Source organism: Ruegeria sp. SAZD013 (assembly GCF_059612525.1).
Map to the genome: position 1 here is coordinate 728,417 of NZ_JBXWQT010000020.1, position 17,517 is coordinate 745,933.

The following is a 17,517-nucleotide window of genomic DNA, read 5'->3' on the forward strand; positions in this document are numbered from 1 at the left end:
AGGTTTGAGGCCATAGCCGCCTGCCACAGCAGCCACCTTCTGTGTTATGTTGCCGCGTACGAGTAAAAGTGGGCCATGCTGATGAAGTTACATACTTTTGTTGCTGTGACGTTTTTGGCGGTAGTTCTTGCGATCTTTGGAAGTCCGGTTTCCGCATCGGACGGGCGCGTGGCTCTCGTCATCGGAAATTCGGAATATGATCATGTTTCGAGCCTACAAAACCCCGCGAACGACGCCGAAGACATCGCATCGGCCTTGGAGCGGATCGGGTTCGAGGTAACGCGAGGACGGGATCTTGACTACCGAGAGATGCGGCTTGCGCTTCGGGACTTCGCCCAAGCTGCGGAAGACGCGGAGATGGCCGTTGTCTATTTCGCGGGCCACGGCATAGAGATCGACAATATCAACTACCTGATTCCGGTCAACGCAGAATTGAAAAGCGATCGCGACATCGAGTTTGAGGCAATCCGGCTCGACAGCGTTCTGTCTGCGCTCGATACTTCGCAAGGCATTCGGATCGTACTCCTTGATGCCTGTCGCAATAATCCGTTTCTTACCTCTATGCTTCGGTCGTCAGCGACTCGGTCAGTGGGTCGGGGGCTGGCGGGGGTTGAACCGGGCGCAGTTCTGGTAGGTTTTGCCGCTCGCGGCGGGACTCTGGCGCTCGACGGCGACGGCCGAAATAGCCCGTATGCTGAGGCTCTTCTAACACATCTCGCGGAACCGGGGCTCGAGTTGGGCTTTTTCTTTCGGAAAGTGCGCGACACAGTGTCAGAGCTCACGAATGGTTATCAGCAACCGTTCACATACGGTTCACTACCAGGACACGGAATCTACCTGACACCAGCGGCAGCGCCCTTGCGTGCCGCTGAGCCAGTCGCCGAAGCTACCGGGTCCGACCCCGTTTCAGGAGAAGATGCCGCTTTCGAAGCTGCGCGCAAACTGGGCTCGGTTCGTGCCTGGTCGCTTTTTTTCGATAAATTTCCAAATGGCGCGCGGAAGTCGGAAGCACTTGAAGCTGAGGCGACTCTTTTTCGCTACAATCTGCAGGCGCGACATGCCGGAAGAAATCTCGCGGCGGCTGAGTCGCTGAACTGGATGCGGGGCGAAGCTGTAAAGTATTTGACACTTTCGCGGGCGAACCAGCTTGTGATCCAGTCGACATTGCAGCGCTTCGGATATGACCCTGGAGTGATTGATGGAGTTCTCGGGCCACAGAGTTTCGGCGCCGTTTCGGATTTCCAGAGGGATCGACGGCTGGCGGCGGACGGTGTGCTTGACAGGGCCACGCTGTCAGCGCTCGGGATCGAACCACCCGAGTTCGGCTGGTTCCCTATCGCTGCGACCTTGGGCAATCGCTACGATATCGAAGCGATTCGGGCCCTTGAATCCGATCCACGCCTACACCGGTTGGCACGTACCTTTTCGGGGCGCGTCATGAACTATGGATTCTACGACGGACGGCTCTACGCAGTAGTCCGCACAAGCCATTTGTCTTGGGATCAAATTAAGACGCTGACAATGCAATCGGGAGGTGATCTGGCGTCCATTGGGTCGGCGTCCGAAGAGGAGATGGTAAAGAACCTTTTTCGTTACGATAACCTATTCTGGACCGAGCGAAACGCCCGCGACACCTATCCGTTTGCCGGAGACGACAATCTTGACGTGATCGGCCCTACTTTCGGGTTAACAATTAACAACGGAGTGTGGGCGTGGACCGATGGCCAGCCATTGAGCTACCGCAATTGGCAACCGGGTTTTCCTCGAAGCAACCGTCCTAGACCTTTCGGCGAATTTGTCCACGTGCCACGCAGGACCGGCACGCTTCCTTCTGACTGGCGCTGGGGAAACTGGCATGTCGCCCGCAATGCCATATTGATCGAGATCGAGTAGGTCGTCTGGACGCGAAAACTCGTCTTTATGCCGGACATAACTGTCGAGGTCCAATTCGATTTTTCCTTAAGTGCCGCTTTAGGACTGCTGACACCTTTTCCGGAGTACAGATTCGACATTACTGCCATGCGGCGAACGGCGGCATGGTCCATTGAATTTTTCGTTTGCTCTAAAAGCCCAGTGCTACCATATCTAGCCCATGCTTCGCCTGACCCCGATCCTGCTGGCCATTGCCTATGGAATTGTGATGTACCGGATTTCCGTCTGGCGCACCCATCGTGAACTGGATGCGAAATCGACGGAACTTGCCGATCCGGCGCTGAAACGCATGACCGACCGGCTGGCGGCGGCGCTCGGGATCGAACGGGTGCCGGTCTATATCTACGAGATCGACCCGGTGAATGGGCTGGCCGCGCCGGACGGGCGGATATTCATCACGCGAGGATTTTACCGCAAGTTTCACAACGGAGAGGTTTCAGCTGAGGAAATGGCCAGTGTAATCGCGCATGAGTTGGGGCACGTGGCGCTGGGTCACGCACGGCGGCGGATGATCGATTTTTCAGGGCAGAATGCGATGCGAACGGCGCTGATCATGGTTCTGAACAGGTTCATCCCCTTTGTCGGGGCGATGATTGCCAATGCGTTGACCGCACTGATCGCCTCGCGCCTGTCGCGGCAGGACGAGTATGAGGCGGATGAATACGCAGCCGCTTTGCTGACAAAAGCCGGGATTGGAATCGGACCACAGAAATCACTGTTTCACAAGCTGGAAGAGTTGACACAGCAGCGCGCCGGGGTGGTCCCGGCCTGGCTGATGAGCCATCCCAAGACAGATGAACGTGTTGCGGCGTTGGAAAAGCTTGAACAGCGTTGGGCACGCGGGTGATGCCTGTGCTGCGAGAGGCCAGCCTCTCGCGCTCTCCGGGATATTTTTGGCCAGATGAAGCTGGATCCCGCTCAGATGGCGAGCGCTTTGCCCAATCGCGGAAGCCGGGCTTTTTTCATGAGCGCGCGGAGGGTCCATTGTTCGCCTGAGAGGCGATCGGCTTCGGCAAGGACCTGTGTGGCAAGTGTGCTCATGCCTTCTGGGTTTGACTGCCAGAAACTGTACAACAGGCTGTCGGGATCTTGCCGGTCAAGCCCTTCATCAGTCAGGATATTTCTGGGAAAATCCTTGGCATTTACCGTGACAATCAGATCAGCGGAAGCCGCGATTGCTGTGGCCAGCACGTGGATATCTGCGGCGTCCGGCAGCCACAGACGGTTTTGAAGACCCTCGTTCGCTGGACGTTCGGCATCCGGCCAGGCCGCTTGCACCAGCGCGATTTCAGCACGCGCCTGCGCCTCCCCCGTCGGGCCCAGCTTGCGGGCGGCGCGGGCCCATTCTTCGAGGATGCGGGCGGACCAGATCGGGGTGAAATATCCCAATCGCGCGGCGCCCAACAGCATTTCGCGCATGACCGTGGGATAGAGGACGCAAGTGTCGAGAACAGCCTTCATAGGCGGTAGAACACCGCCTTGAGGTAGCCGCTTTCCGCCAGTTGCGGCAGTTGCGGATGATCCGGCCCAGCAAATCCGGTGTGGATCAGTTGCGCCTTTCGGCCCGCCCGGCCGATCCCGCGGGAGGAGGCATCGCGGAACCGTCCCAGATCGGCGGCATGAGAACACGAGCACAGCCCCAGATAGCCGCCCGGTTTGACCAGAGGTGCGGCAAGCCGTGCGATACGTTCATAGGCGCGCAAACCCGAATCCAGCGCTTGTTTTGATGGGGCAAAGGCAGGTGGGTCACAAATGACCACGTCAAAAACCGCACCCTCGTCCCCCAATTGAGTCAGTACATCGAACGCGTCGCCCTGCCGGGTCTGGAACCTGTCGGCAAGGCCCGAAGCCTCGGCACCTTTGGTGGCCAGTTCCAGCGCGGCCGCAGACCCATCGACGGATAAGGCCCGTCCGGCACCTGCGGCCAGCATCGCCAGACCAAAGCCGCCGACATGACTGAACACGTCCAGCACCTGCGCTCCGGGATGTACCAGCCGTGAGGCAAAGGCTTGGTTGGGGCGTTGATCGTAAAACAGGCCGGTTTTCTGACCTCCGGTCAGGTCGGCCATATACGTGGCACCATTCATTGGCACAGGCAGGGGCGCGTCGGGTGCTGTGCCGTGCAAAGTCAGGTTCTCATCGTCGAGCCCTTCCAGCCCGCGCGTGCGGCCCGAGGCGTTTTTCAGCACCGTCGTCACGCCTGCGACCTTGATTAGCGCTTCGGTGAGCGTATCCAGATGCACCTCGGCCCAGGCCGCGTTGGGCTGGATGACACAGGTATCGCCAAACCTGTCGATGATCACACCGGGAAAGCCATCGGCCTCGGCATGGACCAGACGGTAGAAAGGCGCATCAAACAGACGTTCACGCAGTGCAAGGGCGCGGCTGAGGCGGGTTTCGAACCAAGTATTGTCCAACTGCGCGTTGGTATCACGATCCAGCACCCTGCACATGATTTTTGACTCAGGATTGACCGCCACCAGCGCAAGCGCTGCGGGAGTGTCATCCTCGAGAATCGCCAGAGCGCCTGCGGGGATCTTGCGCGTACGGCGGTCGGTGACGATGTCATTTGCATAGACCCAAGGGAAGCCATGGCGCAGGCCGCGCGCGTTGGCTTTGGGTTTCAGGCGGATACGGGGGCGGTCGGCAGATTGGGTCATGGTGCCCTCTTAGTCGCGAATGTGCCGATGGAAAAGACCTAGCGGCTTCGCGAACGCCAGCCACCGCGCCGTTTCGGGGTTTGGGCCGCCTGAAGGCCCTCGGACAGAACCTGAGTCATGGGATGATCCGGGCTGTGCAGCGCGTATGCCGCATGCAACTCGGTCAGCGCCGTGTTCTGGTCACGCTCTTCGGGCAGGCTGAGCGCCCAGTCCAGAAATATGCTGCGGCATTCCGGCAGGGTGATGCCTTCGATGCGATAAGCTTCCTGGATCAGACCTTTGTGGTCATTGGGATCAGTGCTGCGTGCCATCTTCGCCCTCTTGGATCACGCTGCCGATCAGGTCGGCCGCAGTTGTGTAACTCTCCTGCAATGCCCGTTGCAGTGCATCGACCTGTTCAAACCCGGTGGCACGGCACAGGAAATCCACACCTCCTTCACCGATCTGCTCCGCCTCGATGACTTTGCCCGATAGAAGCCGGGCCGCACATTGCACCGACCAGCATAGGCTGTAGCAGTCTTTCAGGGATTGCGCCTGCGCGACATCCAGCAACCCGGCAGCGACGGCTCCATCGAGGCCCGAGGACACATCGCGTGCCGTAGTCCCTGCCAGCAAGGCACCGGTTTCGGCCATCAGTTCGATGTCCATCAGGCGGCCGGGCCCGTTTTTGGCATCCCAAATCCCGGCAGGTGCCTTGGCTGCGGCCAGGCGCGTTCGCATCTCGGCGACTTCGCGCAAGACATTGTCCCGCTCGCGTGGGCGCGACAGAAACCCGGCGCGGAACGCTTCGATATCATTTGCCAAACCGGCATCACCCGCAACGACATGAGCACGGGTCAGGGCCAGATGTTCCCACACCCAGGCCTCGTTCTGCTGATAATTGGTAAAGCTGGCCCAACTGGTGGCGACCGGCCCCTGATTGCCGGACGGGCGCAGGCGCATGTCAACTTCATACAGCCGCCCCTGTGACATCGGAGCTGAAAGTGCTGTGATCAGCGCCTGCGTGAACCGCGCATAATAGGTGCGCGTGGCCAGAGGGCGCGGACCATCGGACATGTCCTGATCCTGCGGGTCATAGATCACAATCATGTCCAGATCGGATTGCGAATTGATCCGTCCTGCGCCCAGCGACCCCATGCCCAACACCGCCGCTCCGCGCCCCGGTGCGGGCCCGTGTTTGCGGGCGAAATTTTCGGCAACATATGGCAGGATGGCGGCAATCACCGATTGTGCAAGCTCTGCATATTGCCGGCCTGCCTGTGCCCCGTCGATCAGACCGCGCAAGTGGTGGACACCGACCCGGAAATGCCATTCCTTACACCAGCGCCGCGCAAGGTCGAGCCGGGTTTCATAGTCAGGCTCTTCCGCCAGCGCACGGGCCAGTTCGATTTGCAAAGCCTTCTGCCCCGGCCAATCGGCAAAGAAACTGCCGCCGATCACCGCATCGAAAACCAAGGCATTGTGCGACAGATGCGAGGCCAGAGCATGAGACGTGCCAACGATATCGACCAGTAGGTCAATCAGTTGCGGATTGGCCTCGAACAATGAAAACAGCTGCACCCCGGCAGGAAGGCCTGACAGAAACCCGTCCAGCGCCATCAACGCCTCGTCCGGTTTGGCGGTCTTGGCAAGACGCGACAGCAGCTCGGGCCGCAACCGTTCGAATATCCGCGACCCGCGCTGGGACCTTAAGGCCGGATAGGTCGTCCACCGGGCCAGAACACTCTGGTCAAACTCCACATCCTGCGCCGCCACAGGTGCAGGACCGGGCCCGGGCGCAAAAAAACCTTCGGTCAGTTCGTGTACTTCCGTCAGGCGGTTTTTCAGGTCCTGTTTCAGTTCGTCGCTGCCGATCCCCATCAGACAGGCGATGCGTTCGATGCCTTCCGGTGATTTCGGCACCTTATGCGTCTGTGCATCATGAACCATCTGAATGCGGTGTTCGACTTCGCGATGCGCCCGATAATGATCGGTCAGTTTGTCCGCGACATCCTGCGGCACCCAGCCTTTTGACGCCAACGCCGCCAACCCCGGGACCGTTCCGCGCACCCGTAAATCCGGATCGCGGCCACCTGCGATCAACTGACGGGTCTGGGTGAAGAACTCGATCTCGCGAATACCGCCCTGCCCCAGCTTCATGTCGTGGCCGGGGATCGACAAGGCCCCGCCCGTACCCTTGTTTTCGCGAATTCGAAGACGCATATCATGCGCGTCCTGAATGGCGGCAAAATCCAGATGGCGACGCCAGACAAAAGGGCGCAATGTGTCCAGAAACCGCTGCCCCGCGGCCAAGTCTCCGGCGCAGGGGCGGGCCTTAATATATGCTGCGCGCTCCCACGTGCGGCCAAGGCTTTCGTAGTACCGTTCAGCGGCCTCCATCGCCATGCAGACCGGTGTTACGGCGGGATCAGGTCTCAGCCTCAGATCTGTACGGAAAACATAGCCATCGGCAGTCTTGTCGCTAAGCGTCGCGCAGAAGTTCCGCGTTGCCCGCACCATACCCTGCCGGGCCTCGTAGAAGTCGTCGGGGTCAAACCGTGTCTCATCAAACAGCACAATCAGATCGATATCCGAGCTGTAGTTCAGCTCATGCGCGCCCATCTTGCCCATGGCCAGAATGACCATCCCGGCGGCAGTTTCGATATCGTCCTCGGTCATACCCGGCAGTTTGTTGCGCCGGATCAACGTCGCAATCTCGGCCTTGGCCGCAACATCTGCGGCCAGTGCCCCGTAATCGGTCAGTGCCGCGGTGACTTTCTCAAGCGGCCAGGCACCTGCGATGTCGGCAAGCGCGGTCAACAGCGCCACACGCCGCTTGGCCTGCCGCAAGCCGGATTTCAGCTGATCCGGCGGCAGCTCACGCGCATCCGCCATGACTTCAGTCAGCGCCTGGTCCGGGCGCACTAAGGCATCAGGCAACCATTCCCTTTCATGCTCTATCAGGCCTTTAAGATATGGGCTGGACCCGGCCGCCCCCGCCACCAGCTCTCCCATCTCCTGCGACAGATCAGGTATCAGAGCGCGGGCTTCATCGCCCAGGGACGGATCAAACGCACGCGGAAGGCGGGTAATGGCAAGAGCGTCAGTCATGCGCGCACCCTGCGCATTGCGGGACGTAATCGTCAATGGGGCATTCTGATCAGGTTTCCTGAACCGGCGTGTCCTGACTGAAGCTGTTGACCCAAACGTCGTTTCTTCGTTCCCACAAAGATGAAATCAGCATCGCCTCGCGCCGATCTGCACCCGGGCGCAGGTAATCGGCACGGTAGGACAGCAAGACGATATCCGGGGTCAGAACGCGTAACCGAGCGTCACTCAGATCAAACTCGGCCATCGTTGGCGCATCTGCAAATTGCCCGACGTGATCGTCCCGATTGGCAAATCCTGTGGGATAAACGCCCAGAAAATCCGCGCTCAGCAAGGCGCGGTCGGCGCTTGCATCACCATCAACCAGCGCCACCCAGACCTGCGTTTCCAGTTCAAGAATGTCCTTTAGTGCAGGGGCAGCTTTGTTGTCCGTCTTATCCATACCCGGACCCTGCGAGCCAGATCCTGAAACGTCAACCGGATTGCATAATGTAAATCTTTTTCACATTACCCCTTGCACCCGTCCAAACGGTACCCCATCTATGCAATGTGAATAGAGTTTACATCAACCCTGGAGAGCTCAAATGACCGCATTGTCCGACCCCGCCGTCCCCGCGAATCCGGGATGGCTTTACCGAACCGAAGCTTGGCTGGATGACAAAGGCAAAGGGGCCTGGATCGCCGCCATGGTTCTTGGTTTCATCTTCTTCTGGCCCGTTGGCCTTGCCCTGCTGGCCTATATGATCTGGAGCAAACGCATGTTCAGCAAATCCTGCAACCGCCGCAAATCCTGGCACAGCCACATGAGTGCAATGAAGCCCTCAGGCAACAGCGCCTTTGACGCCTACAAAGCAGATACCCTGGCCCGCCTGGAACGCGAACAACAGGATTTCGAAGCCTTCTTGCGCCGCCTGCGTGACGCCAAGGACAAAGCCGAATTCGATCAATTCATGGATGAACGCGCCCGCGAAAGCCATGACGAAGACGGCAAGGGCGAGCCCGCCTGATTGACCTTGCCCTGCCCCGGTGTTTCGGGACAGGGTACCCCTACCCCAGTTTTTCGGACCTATCGAATGAACCATCTGCCCGACCCGGACACCCAACCTGATTTCTATCGTTCGGTGACAACCAAACGCTTCGTTGCCTGGCTGTTCGATATCGCCTTCATTTCGCTGCTTTGCACGGTGGCAATCCTTTTAACCGCCTTTCTGGGTCTGTTTTTTCTGGCCCTGATCTACGCGGTTGTTAGCTTCGTCTACCGGGTAGTGACAATCGCCAACGGCTCAGCCACGCTGGGAATGCGCTTTATGGGGATCGAGCTGCGCGATGCGTTCGGAGAACGAATGGATCTGGGCAAGGCGCTTGCCCACACAGCTGGTTATTTCGTCAGCATGGCCTTTCCCGTGGTCCAGATCATCTCGGTCATCATGATGATGACCAGCGCCCGTGGCCAGGGTCTGACCGACAGTTTTCTGGGCACCGTCATGATCAATCAACGGGCCTGACGCAAGGTTGCGTGAAACACTTGGCGGTCTCGGGAACGGTTGCTATCATCCCTCCCGAGGCTGGATGGGGATTTCATGCGACATACGCTGCCAATTGCGCCACAATTCTATGTCACGGCACCGCAGCCCTGCCCTTATCTTGGCGGCAGGATGGAACGTAAACTGTTCACCGCCCTGCAAGGCGAAGGGGCTGAACAGCTGAACAATTCCCTGTCTCAACAAGGATTTCGCCGGTCTCAGAATGTACTCTACCGGCCTTCGTGCACGGATTGCGCAGCCTGCCTGTCGGCCCGGATCGATGTTTCAGCCTTCCGTCCGACCAAAAGCCAGAAACGCACGGCAAAGCGGAACGGGTATCTGGAACGCCGCGCAACCTCGCCATGGGCCACGGATGAGCAATACGAGCTGTTTCGCCGCTATCTTGACACCCGTCACGCCGATGGTGGCATGGCTGACATGGACGTTTTCGAATTCGCCGCGATGATCGAGGAAACACCGATCCGCAGCCGCGTTGTGGAATATGCCGATCCTGAAACGGGCGAGTTGATCGCCGTCAGCCTGACCGATGTGCTCGATGACGGGCTAAGCATGGTCTATTCCTTCTACGACCCGGAACAGCCGCAGAACTCACTCGGCACCTACATGATCCTCAACCATATCGACATCGCACGTGAGGCGGGCCTGCCCTATATCTATCTGGGGTACTGGGTCCCCGGCAGTCCCAAGATGGGCTACAAAGCCAAGTTTTCTGGGCTTGAGGCGTATATTCAGGGGGGGTGGCAAAAGATCAGTGATCCGGATGCTTATTCCGGCACATCGCATCACCCCTTGTCGGCGCCGCCAATCGCCGAACAGGTCGCCAATATCCAGCTCCCTGACCGGCATCCGACCAAAGGCTGACCGCGCGATGAAACAAAGCCTGCATGCCGTCACCCTTGTTGTGCCGGATTACGACGACGCCATCTTGTTTTATACAAAGACACTCAGCTTCCAACTCATCAAGGACATCGACCTCGGCCATGGCAAGCGCTGGGTTCTCATCGCGCCTCCAGGTTCGGACAGCGGATGCCTTCTATTGGCAAAGGCTGACGGACCTGAACAAACCGCCGCCATAGGCAACCAGACCGGCGGGCGCGTTGGGTTCTTCCTGCAAACCGATGACTTTTATCGTGACCACGCAGATATGCGCGCTGGGGATGTCCACTTCGAAGAAGACCCACGCCACGAACCCTATGGCATCGTCGCTGTCTGGCGTGATCCCTTCGGCAATCGCTGGGACCTGATCCAGTTCACCTGATCCGCATCTTCATCTGGCTATAAATATCCCGGGGATGAATTGGCCGCAGGCCAACAAGGGGCTGGCCCCTTGCCCGAAACAAACAGAAAAGGGGGCCAATCGGCCCCCTTTGCAATATTCTCTTCCGGATCGGATCAGTTTGGCATCAGGTCCGGAACGATCGTGACAATCGTCGGGAAGAACCACAAGATCGCGATCCCCATAACCTGGATCAGAACAAACGGAACGATCCCGCGATAGATATGACCAGTTGTGACCTCTTTCGGCGCAACCCCCCGAAGGTAGAACAACGCAAACCCGAAAGGTGGCGTCAGGAACGACGTCTGAAGGTTCACCGCCACCATGATCGTGACCCATTTCGGATCGAACGAGCCGCCATAGATCACCGGGCCCACGATGGGGATCACGATGTAGATGATCTCGAGGAAATCCAGCACGAACCCCAGAATGAACAGCACCAGCATCACGATCAGGAAAACCGTGAACTCGTTGTCAAAGCTCTTCAGGAATTGCTGGATATAATGCTCCCCTCCGAATGAAATCACCACGAGGTTCAGCAACTGCGATCCGATGAGGATGGTGAACACCATCGAGGTCACTTTGGCTGTCTCACGCACCACCGGGGTCAAAACACCGCTGGAATAGAGCACCCAGCATCCGTACAGCAGCCCGAACAGGGCGTAAAGGTAGGCCGCATAAGCAATGATGAAGGCGATCCAGGTTTCCACCGTCACACTGCCTTGATTGATACGCAGGTCAAAGTTGACCCCCATCAGCAGTGCAATGACAACGGCGAAGGTCGACCAGATGACCACTTTGCCCGAACGGCCCTGATCCTGCAGCTTGCGATAGGCGGCCAGCATGATCGCGCCACCCGCGCCCAGCGCAGCCGCCGGTGTCGGATTGGTGACACCTCCCAGGATCGAGCCCAGCACCGCGATGATCAGAACAAGCGGCGGGAAGACCACGCGGATCAGATCGTTTGTGGCACAGCGGGCCGCAGCCTCTTTGCAACCATACATGGCCAGCGCGAACGGCAGGGCGAGCAGCACGAAAGTCACGCCAGAGGATGTGGTAGGCGATATTATCAGGATATCGACCAACGCCATCAGCAGCAGCCCGATTGCGCCAAGTATCAGCGGCTGCGGTGACCGCGACGGTGCGATCCCTCGGCCCAGAACCAGGGTCAGACCCAGCAGGACGAGGGTAACCGCCACTCCGGTGCCGATCGGTGCCGCATCGGCAATCCTTTTTTGCTGTTCAGCAGCCAGTTCCTCTTCTGTCAGGCGATGCGCTTGGGTTGTGCCGCCCGCGGCATCAATGGCTTCCTGCTCGGAAACCGCCTGATCCCATGCAGCCTGCCCATGCAGGTCGATCATTGACGCCTTGCATTCTTCCGATACGTTGGTCCGCAGCGACGCACCCTCGCCGATATCCGAGAAGGCCGAGACCGAGATGTTCTGGCTTCCGATCACACCGACATTGCCCAAAAGGACCGCGCCGACGATCAGGGCTACAGGCGCACCCAGCAACCATGTCAGGCCTTCTGACCGCGTAATGGGTTCCCCGGAACCACCGGACACAGCCACAGCGGGCGCTTTGTGTGGATTCAGCAATGCATAACCAAAGGCATAGAGCGCATAGAGCAGCGCCAGCATGATCCCTGGCAACAGCGCAGCCTGGAACAATGTCCCGACCGAGACAACCGCAGGCTCACCCAGATAGGTCAGCGCGTCGGTGCAACCGGCCTCAACAGCCCTGGTTTCCTGGGCTGTCGAATAAAGATCTCCTGCCAATGTGCCCAGTAGGACGATCACGATCGACGGCGGAATGATCTGCCCCAAGGTGCCCGATGCCGCGATCACACCGGTCGCCAGTTCCGGTGAATAGTTGTTGCGCAACATGGTTGGAAGCGCCAGCAGGCCCATCGTCACAACGGTCGCGCCAACGATACCGGTCGAAGCCGCCAGAAACGCCCCCACAACCACAATTGACACGGCCAGACCACCCGGAAGCGGGCCAAAAACACGTGCCATCGTCGTCAGCAGATCATTGGCAATCTTCGAACGTTCCAGCGTGATGCCCATCAGAACAAACATGAGCACGGCCAGAAGGGTCTCGATGGATTGTCCGGCCAGTACGCGCTCGTTCATGCGGTTCACGATGAACGAAACGTTGCGGTCCAGCGCGGTTTCCCAGCCCGAGGCAAAAACCGGTTCGGCGAGCCTTGGCAAATCCGGGTATCGGAACACCGATATGGTGTCCGGCTTGATCCCGGAATTCACAAGGTCCCGATAACTTTGCGATCCAACATCAATCGCCTGGTGGATCAGCAACCCCGCACTGTCCAGCGCGGCGATGATGCCAAAGGATATGATCCCCGCCCCGCCGATGGCAAAAGCCACCGGAAAGCCGGAAAGAATGCCCCCGAAAAGGCAAAAGAATACGATAATGAGGCCTATCTCGACGCCATCAAGTCCGAATAGCATTGTCTTTGTCTCCGCCCTTAATGCGCGCCTTCATAGGCTTCTTCGCCCTCACCAAGGCTGTCCTTGTCGAGGTATTTTCCGATGCTGTCCGGCCCTTCCACGTATTCCAGATACGACCGGTACAAAAACGCGATGGCGTGCAGGAACACCATGGCCGCAAACGCCACCAGAAGGATCTTGAACAGGAAGTAGGCATTGAACCCGTTGGGGCTGAACCCGATGGTTTCCACGTTCCAGCGCAAGGCACGGGACTTGGCTACCAGACGGTCCAGCGCGTCACTGGCCGAAGGGTTCGGCACGATCAGGTGACGCCACAGGAAGAACCAGCCGTACATCCAGGTCAGCACCGCCATTGGCATCATGAACAGTAACGCACCGCACATATCGACCACGCGCTTGGCGCGGTGGCTGATACCGGCATAGATCAGATCAACGCGCACATGCCCGCCCTGCACAAATGTGTATGTACAGCACAGACAGACGACCATGGCGTTATACAGTTTCAGCTCTTCCGCGAACCAGCTGATATCCATCTGGAACGGTATTCCCAGACCGAAGGACATATCGGGACGGGTAAAGACCCGTTGCATGAATACGATGACAATCTGCTGGATTACCATCAGCAGACCCGCCCAGGCAAAGAACCGCCCGGTGGTGTTTGCAAACCCTTCCAGGCCACGCACGATGGCCCACATGAAGTTTCTGTAATACAACCCGACGGCTGTCAGAACCAGAAAGAAGGTGAACACCACAAAGAAGAATTCGACCGAACCGCCGTAATAGACAAAGCGCATGATCGACGCCTTGTCAGACCAGTCCAGCCAGAGCTGCGGATGCGTGATCGCATATCCGAAATTATAGAAGGCTTCGGCAATGTTCTGAATGAACCAAACCAGTCCATTCCACAGGGCGCCGAAGAACGAGATACCGTTTTCGTCCTGCATGTTGTCCCCAGGTCGTCTCAGTTGCGCGCAGGCCTATTGTGGCTTGCCCAAGTCCTTTCGCGCAACGGGAAAGGTTTCCCCGCAAGGCACGGGGAAACCGTTTTTCCTTTGATCAGGAAGATTTAGCCGCGAACACGGTCACGCTGTGCGGTGTAGACACCCGACGACAGGTTGTTCCATGCCGACGAAGCCGCCATCGACGGCATTGCGCTGTCGTAGATCTTCTTGAACAGCTCGTCGCCCATGTTCTCGTCCAGAACCTCTTGGCTGGCCTTGCCGAACGCATCCCAGACACTGTCGGGGAATTCCAAAACCTTGACGCCACCGGCCTGCAGGCGCTGCAGGGCGGCACCGTTGTTGGCCAGGAACTGCGCCAGGTTCCACTGGTGCGCTTCGGCGGCAGCGATCTCGATGATCTTCTGCTGGGCCGGGGTCAGTTCATTGAACACGTCGCGGTTGGTTGCCAGCGACAGACCTGCGCCCGGCTCGTGGAAGCCCGCGGTGTAGTAGGTCTTGGTGATTTCCTGGAAGCCTGCCTTTTCGTCGGCCCAGGGTCCGATCCACTCGGTTCCGTCAATCGCGCCGGACGACAGCGCCTGATACACTTCGGAACCGGGGATGTTCTGAACGGACGCGCCCAGTTTGCCCAGAGCTTTACCGCCCAGACCGGGCATACGGAACTTCAGACCATTGAAGTCTTCGGGGCTGTTGATCTCTTTCGAGAACCAGCCGCCCGCCTGCGCACCGGTGTTACCGGCTAGGAAGGACTTCAGGCCAAAGATTTCGCCCAGCTCATCATGCAGCTCCATACCGCCGTCATGATAGTACCAGTTCACCAGTTCCTGTGCGGTCATGCCGAAAGGCACTGCCGTAAAGAACGCATAGCCCGGGTGCTGACCGACAAAGTAATAGTCAGCGGCGTGATACATGTCGGCCTGACCGGACGACACCGCGTCAAACACCTCGAACGCGCCAACCAGTTCGCCTGCCGCCTTGATCTCAACATTCAGGCTGCCATCCGACATGGCGTTGATGCTGTCGGCACAACGCTGCGCGCTGTCAAACACGCCAGCCAGACCACGACCCCACGAGGTCACCATGGTCAGTGTGCGCTGTCCCTGTGCATAGGCCGGAGCCGCCAGAGCGGTTGCTGCGGCTGCCGAACCGCCCAGCGCGGATTTTTTCAGAAATGAACGACGATCCATATGAGTGTTCCTCCCCTTCATAGTCACGATCCGGCAGAACCGGACCTGTCGCATTCAGTGCGCGTCAGCCTAATGTGAGCGAAGCGAAAGGGAATACCTACTACTGCGTAGAGAATCGATTTCTTTGGGGGATGCGGTGAAATTTCCGAATGAAAACTCCAACAAATACGGCCCAAATACCGGAATTTCACCGACCAACGCCAATCTTTTTGCATTTTTGCCGCCGCTTGCGTATCGATTCGTCCATGCAAAGAATCCGACATCTGATTTCGCTGACCTATGCGCAGAAACTGTCGCTGGTGGCCGCAATCCCGCTGGTTGTGGCCGTGGCAGCAATCGCTGTGCTTGTCGCATATGAGGCGCGTGCGACCGCTGAGCGCGAGATCGAAGCCCTGGAGCGCAGCCTGATCGAGGCCAAGAAAGAAGAACTGCGCAACTACGTGACGCAGGCGCGCAATGGTTTTGCCTATATCTATGGCCGCGCTGAACCGGACGATGAGGTGTCGAAGAACCTTGTCTCGCAGATACTTTCGGCAATGATCTATGGGCAGGACGGGTTCTTTTTCGTTTACGATTATGATGGCAACAATCTGGTCAGCCCCCGTCAGACACAATTCATCAACCGCAACTGGGAAGGTCTGACCGACAGCGATGGCACACCTATCGTTGACGAGTTCATTCGCCTCGCCCGTCAGGGAGCCGGGTGGCACAGCTTCATGTGGGAAAAACCCTCGACCGGGGATGAGGCGCAGATGATCGCCTATGTCGTCGGGTTGCAGGACTGGCGCTGGGTCGTGGGTACCGGGGTCTTCATTGACGACATTGTCGCCACAGTCGCCAACGCAAGGGCCGAGGTTGAGACCCGCGTGCAGCGCACCTTCATGTATATCGGCGCCATTGTTGTTGCTGCGGTTCTGATTGTTTTTGCTTCGGGCATGTTGCTGAACATTCGCGAGAGACGGTTGGCGGATGCCAAGTTGAAAGAACTGACGCAGCGTGTCTTCGACGCGCAGGAAGAGGAACGCGGCCGGGTTGCCCGCGAACTGCATGATGGCATAAGCCAGATCCTTGTGGGTGTGCGCTATGCGCTGGACAATGCGCGCCGCCGGCTGTTGCGCGGCGATGATGCAGGCGCGCGCGATCCGCTGGACAAAGGCATTGACCATCTTCGCACCGCTATCACCGAGGTGCGCCGCATCAGCCGCGACCTGCGCCCCGGCGTGCTGGATGACCTTGGCCTTGGACCTGCGTTGAAGGCTCTGACCGACGATTTTCGCGAACGAACCGGGATCGAGACCGAGTTTTCCACCGTCGTATTCCGCAACCGGCTGGATCAGGACAGCAAGATCGCACTCTACCGCATCGCACAAGAGGCGCTGACAAATATCGAACGCCACGCGGATGCCTCTTATGTGACGATTGACCTGCGCGGCCACAAGAAAGGCGCAACCATGCGGATCACCGACAATGGCCGTGGGTTGCGCGCAGAATCCGGAACCCCAACCACCGGCATCGGTCTGCGCAACATGCAGGAGCGAATTGAGCAACTTGACGGATCGCTGCGTATTCTGTCATCACGCGGACCGCGCGGCGGTACGGTAATCGAGGCCAGCCTGCCGCTGAGCCACCTGTTGCCTCCGCAGGAAGACGCAACTCCGAACCGAAAGGCCGGTACATGAGCGCCAAAAACATCCGAGTTCTTATTGTCGACGATCATCCCATGGTGGCCGAGGGCATTCAGTCGATCCTTGAAAGCTACGACGATATCGAAGTGGTTGGAACTCTCGGCAGCGGTCAGGCCGCGGTGGATCAGGCGGTTGGCCTCGCCCCCGATGTCATCCTGATGGACCTGAACATGCCTGGCCTCGGCGGTCTCAGCGCCACGGAGATCATTCTGGAACGTCTGCCCGATACGCGCATCCTGATCCTGTCGATGCACGACAGCCCCGAGTATATTTCGACCGCGCTCAGCCACGGCGCAAAAGGCTATGTTCTCAAAGATGTCCCAACCGAAGAGATCAAGCAGGCCATCGATGCGGTCATGCGGGGTGAGCAGTATCTGTGCACAGGCGCAAGTGGGTCCCTGAAACCCAAAGGCGACAACGCACGCGAGGCGCTGACTGGGCGCGAGCAAACAATTCTGCTGGAACTGGCGCAGGGCAAATCAAACAAAGAAGTTGCGCAAAAGCTGGATATCTCGGTGCGAACGGTTGAAACGCATCGCAAGAACATCAAGCGCAAACTGGGAATATCCTCGACCGCCGGGCTGACCCGCTACGCGCTGGAACATGGCATGCTGCAAGGCACCGGGGTCGGCTTCTGATCGATGCGCGGCCGCAGCGCGCAGCGCGCTACCCGGCCCAACCAGAGAAGACGCGCCACAGGCGCGTTGACGACG

At 58.6% G+C, this 17,517-nt stretch carries 16 protein-coding genes; 8 read left to right on the forward strand and 8 right to left on the reverse strand.

The genetic code is table 11. The features are described from left to right. The first annotated feature begins 75 nt into the window (after nt 1-75). Both AC2FLU_RS09850 and AC2FLU_RS09855 read left to right on the forward strand, forming a co-directional pair. Nucleotides 76-1,893: a caspase family protein gene (locus AC2FLU_RS09850; protein ID WP_496808722.1), complete on the forward strand. Its 1,818-nt coding sequence runs from the start codon at nt 76-78 to the stop codon at nt 1,891-1,893. Nucleotides 1,894-2,092: 199 nt separating this feature from the next. Continuing rightward, nucleotides 2,093-2,779 carry a M48 family metallopeptidase gene (locus tag AC2FLU_RS09855; RefSeq protein WP_480473277.1) on the forward strand — a complete coding sequence of 229 codons (687 nt, stop codon included), beginning with the start codon at nt 2,093-2,095 and terminating at the stop codon, nt 2,777-2,779. 71 nt (nt 2,780-2,850) lie between these two features. On the opposite strand, the gene AC2FLU_RS09860 is transcribed toward AC2FLU_RS09855, so the two are convergent. From AC2FLU_RS09860 to AC2FLU_RS09880, 5 genes are read right to left on the reverse strand one after another with little or no spacing between them, the layout of a single operon-like run. Beyond that, complete coding sequence (locus AC2FLU_RS09860) at nt 2,851-3,393, reverse strand: RSP_2648 family PIN domain-containing protein (protein ID WP_496714794.1); 543 nt, start codon at nt 3,391-3,393, stop codon at nt 2,851-2,853. Continuing rightward, nucleotides 3,390-4,592: an RSP_2647 family RNA methyltransferase gene (locus tag AC2FLU_RS09865; RefSeq protein WP_496714793.1), complete on the reverse strand. Its 1,203-nt coding sequence runs from the start codon at nt 4,590-4,592 to the stop codon at nt 3,390-3,392. The genes AC2FLU_RS09860 and AC2FLU_RS09865 overlap by 4 nt, the downstream gene beginning before the upstream one ends. A 38-nt stretch (nt 4,593-4,630) precedes the next feature. Then, entirely contained in the window at nt 4,631-4,903 is a 273-nt protein-coding gene (locus AC2FLU_RS09870; protein WP_480517387.1) for a hypothetical protein, read from the reverse strand. Continuing rightward, nucleotides 4,887-7,682: a bifunctional [glutamate--ammonia ligase]-adenylyl-L-tyrosine phosphorylase/[glutamate--ammonia-ligase] adenylyltransferase gene (gene glnE, locus AC2FLU_RS09875; protein WP_496714792.1), complete on the reverse strand. Its 2,796-nt coding sequence runs from the start codon at nt 7,680-7,682 to the stop codon at nt 4,887-4,889. Before glnE ends, AC2FLU_RS09870 begins: the two co-directional genes overlap by 17 nt. Nucleotides 7,683-7,731: 49 nt before the next feature. After that, nucleotides 7,732-8,121, reverse strand: coding sequence for a DUF4440 domain-containing protein (locus tag AC2FLU_RS09880; RefSeq protein WP_496714791.1), 390 nt, complete (start codon nt 8,119-8,121; stop codon nt 7,732-7,734). Between the two features lie 142 nt (nt 8,122-8,263). On the opposite strand from AC2FLU_RS09880, the gene AC2FLU_RS09885 reads away from it, so the two are divergent. The 4 genes from AC2FLU_RS09885 (at nt 8,264) to AC2FLU_RS09900 (ending at nt 10,481) form a co-directional block, all read left to right on the forward strand. Beyond that, nucleotides 8,264-8,686, forward strand: a complete 423-nt coding sequence (locus tag AC2FLU_RS09885) for a DUF2852 domain-containing protein (RefSeq protein ID WP_480473289.1) — start codon at nt 8,264-8,266, stop codon at nt 8,684-8,686. 66 nt (nt 8,687-8,752) lie between these two features. Next, nucleotides 8,753-9,184: an RDD family protein gene (locus AC2FLU_RS09890; protein WP_480473291.1), complete on the forward strand. Its 432-nt coding sequence runs from the start codon at nt 8,753-8,755 to the stop codon at nt 9,182-9,184. A 75-nt stretch (nt 9,185-9,259) separates the two neighbouring features. Next, nucleotides 9,260-10,084, forward strand: coding sequence for an arginyltransferase (locus tag AC2FLU_RS09895; RefSeq protein ID WP_496714790.1), 825 nt, complete (start codon nt 9,260-9,262; stop codon nt 10,082-10,084). Nucleotides 10,085-10,091: 7 nt separating this feature from the next. Beyond that, nucleotides 10,092-10,481: a VOC family protein gene (locus AC2FLU_RS09900; RefSeq protein ID WP_480624503.1), complete on the forward strand. Its 390-nt coding sequence runs from the start codon at nt 10,092-10,094 to the stop codon at nt 10,479-10,481. A gap of 134 nt (nt 10,482-10,615) precedes the next feature. Here AC2FLU_RS09900 and AC2FLU_RS09905 read toward each other — a convergent pair whose 3' ends face one another. The 3 genes from AC2FLU_RS09905 to AC2FLU_RS09915 form a co-directional block, all read right to left on the reverse strand. Continuing rightward, entirely contained in the window at nt 10,616-12,970 is a 2,355-nt protein-coding gene (locus AC2FLU_RS09905; RefSeq protein ID WP_480493007.1) for a TRAP transporter large permease, read from the reverse strand. A 17-nt stretch (nt 12,971-12,987) separates the two neighbouring features. Then, a complete protein-coding gene (locus AC2FLU_RS09910; RefSeq protein ID WP_480553749.1) occupies nt 12,988-13,914 on the reverse strand; it encodes a TRAP transporter small permease subunit in 927 nt (308 codons plus the stop codon). 122 nt (nt 13,915-14,036) lie between these two features. Beyond that, the gene (locus AC2FLU_RS09915; RefSeq protein WP_480473301.1) at nt 14,037-15,119 is read right to left on the reverse strand and encodes a TRAP transporter substrate-binding protein; all 1,083 of its coding nucleotides are present in this window, start codon (nt 15,117-15,119) and stop codon (nt 14,037-14,039) included. 245 nt (nt 15,120-15,364) lie between these two features. On the opposite strand from AC2FLU_RS09915, the gene AC2FLU_RS09920 reads away from it, so the two are divergent. Continuing rightward, entirely contained in the window at nt 15,365-16,798 is a 1,434-nt protein-coding gene (locus tag AC2FLU_RS09920; RefSeq protein WP_496808721.1) for a cache domain-containing protein, read from the forward strand. After that, on the forward strand, nt 16,795-17,442 hold the full coding sequence (locus AC2FLU_RS09925; RefSeq protein ID WP_267363844.1) for a response regulator transcription factor: 648 nt from the start codon (nt 16,795-16,797) through the stop codon (nt 17,440-17,442). Before AC2FLU_RS09920 ends, AC2FLU_RS09925 begins: the two co-directional genes overlap by 4 nt. Nucleotides 17,443-17,517 lie beyond the last annotated feature (75 nt).

What these genes read in the sequence shown, in the direction of transcription:
- AC2FLU_RS09905 (WP_480493007.1), bottom strand. Translation starts at nt 12,970, where the DNA reads ATGCTATTCGGACTTGATGGCGTCGAGATAGGCCTCATTATCGTATTC.
- glnE (WP_496714792.1), bottom strand. Translation starts at nt 7,682, where the DNA reads ATGACTGACGCTCTTGCCATTACCCGCCTTCCGCGTGCGTTTGATCCG.
- AC2FLU_RS09850 (WP_496808722.1), top strand. Translation starts at nt 76, where the DNA reads ATGCTGATGAAGTTACATACTTTTGTTGCTGTGACGTTTTTGGCGGTA.
- AC2FLU_RS09860 (WP_496714794.1), bottom strand. Translation starts at nt 3,393, where the DNA reads ATGAAGGCTGTTCTCGACACTTGCGTCCTCTATCCCACGGTCATGCGC.
- AC2FLU_RS09870 (WP_480517387.1), bottom strand. Translation starts at nt 4,903, where the DNA reads ATGGCACGCAGCACTGATCCCAATGACCACAAAGGTCTGATCCAGGAA.
- AC2FLU_RS09925 (WP_267363844.1), top strand. Translation starts at nt 16,795, where the DNA reads ATGAGCGCCAAAAACATCCGAGTTCTTATTGTCGACGATCATCCCATG.
- AC2FLU_RS09910 (WP_480553749.1), bottom strand. Translation starts at nt 13,914, where the DNA reads ATGCAGGACGAAAACGGTATCTCGTTCTTCGGCGCCCTGTGGAATGGA.
- AC2FLU_RS09865 (WP_496714793.1), bottom strand. Translation starts at nt 4,592, where the DNA reads ATGACCCAATCTGCCGACCGCCCCCGTATCCGCCTGAAACCCAAAGCC.
- AC2FLU_RS09885 (WP_480473289.1), top strand. Translation starts at nt 8,264, where the DNA reads ATGACCGCATTGTCCGACCCCGCCGTCCCCGCGAATCCGGGATGGCTT.
- AC2FLU_RS09920 (WP_496808721.1), top strand. Translation starts at nt 15,365, where the DNA reads ATGCAAAGAATCCGACATCTGATTTCGCTGACCTATGCGCAGAAACTG.
- AC2FLU_RS09880 (WP_496714791.1), bottom strand. Translation starts at nt 8,121, where the DNA reads ATGGATAAGACGGACAACAAAGCTGCCCCTGCACTAAAGGACATTCTT.
- AC2FLU_RS09855 (WP_480473277.1), top strand. Translation starts at nt 2,093, where the DNA reads ATGCTTCGCCTGACCCCGATCCTGCTGGCCATTGCCTATGGAATTGTG.
- AC2FLU_RS09890 (WP_480473291.1), top strand. Translation starts at nt 8,753, where the DNA reads ATGAACCATCTGCCCGACCCGGACACCCAACCTGATTTCTATCGTTCG.
- AC2FLU_RS09915 (WP_480473301.1), bottom strand. Translation starts at nt 15,119, where the DNA reads ATGGATCGTCGTTCATTTCTGAAAAAATCCGCGCTGGGCGGTTCGGCA.
- AC2FLU_RS09895 (WP_496714790.1), top strand. Translation starts at nt 9,260, where the DNA reads ATGCGACATACGCTGCCAATTGCGCCACAATTCTATGTCACGGCACCG.
- AC2FLU_RS09900 (WP_480624503.1), top strand. Translation starts at nt 10,092, where the DNA reads ATGAAACAAAGCCTGCATGCCGTCACCCTTGTTGTGCCGGATTACGAC.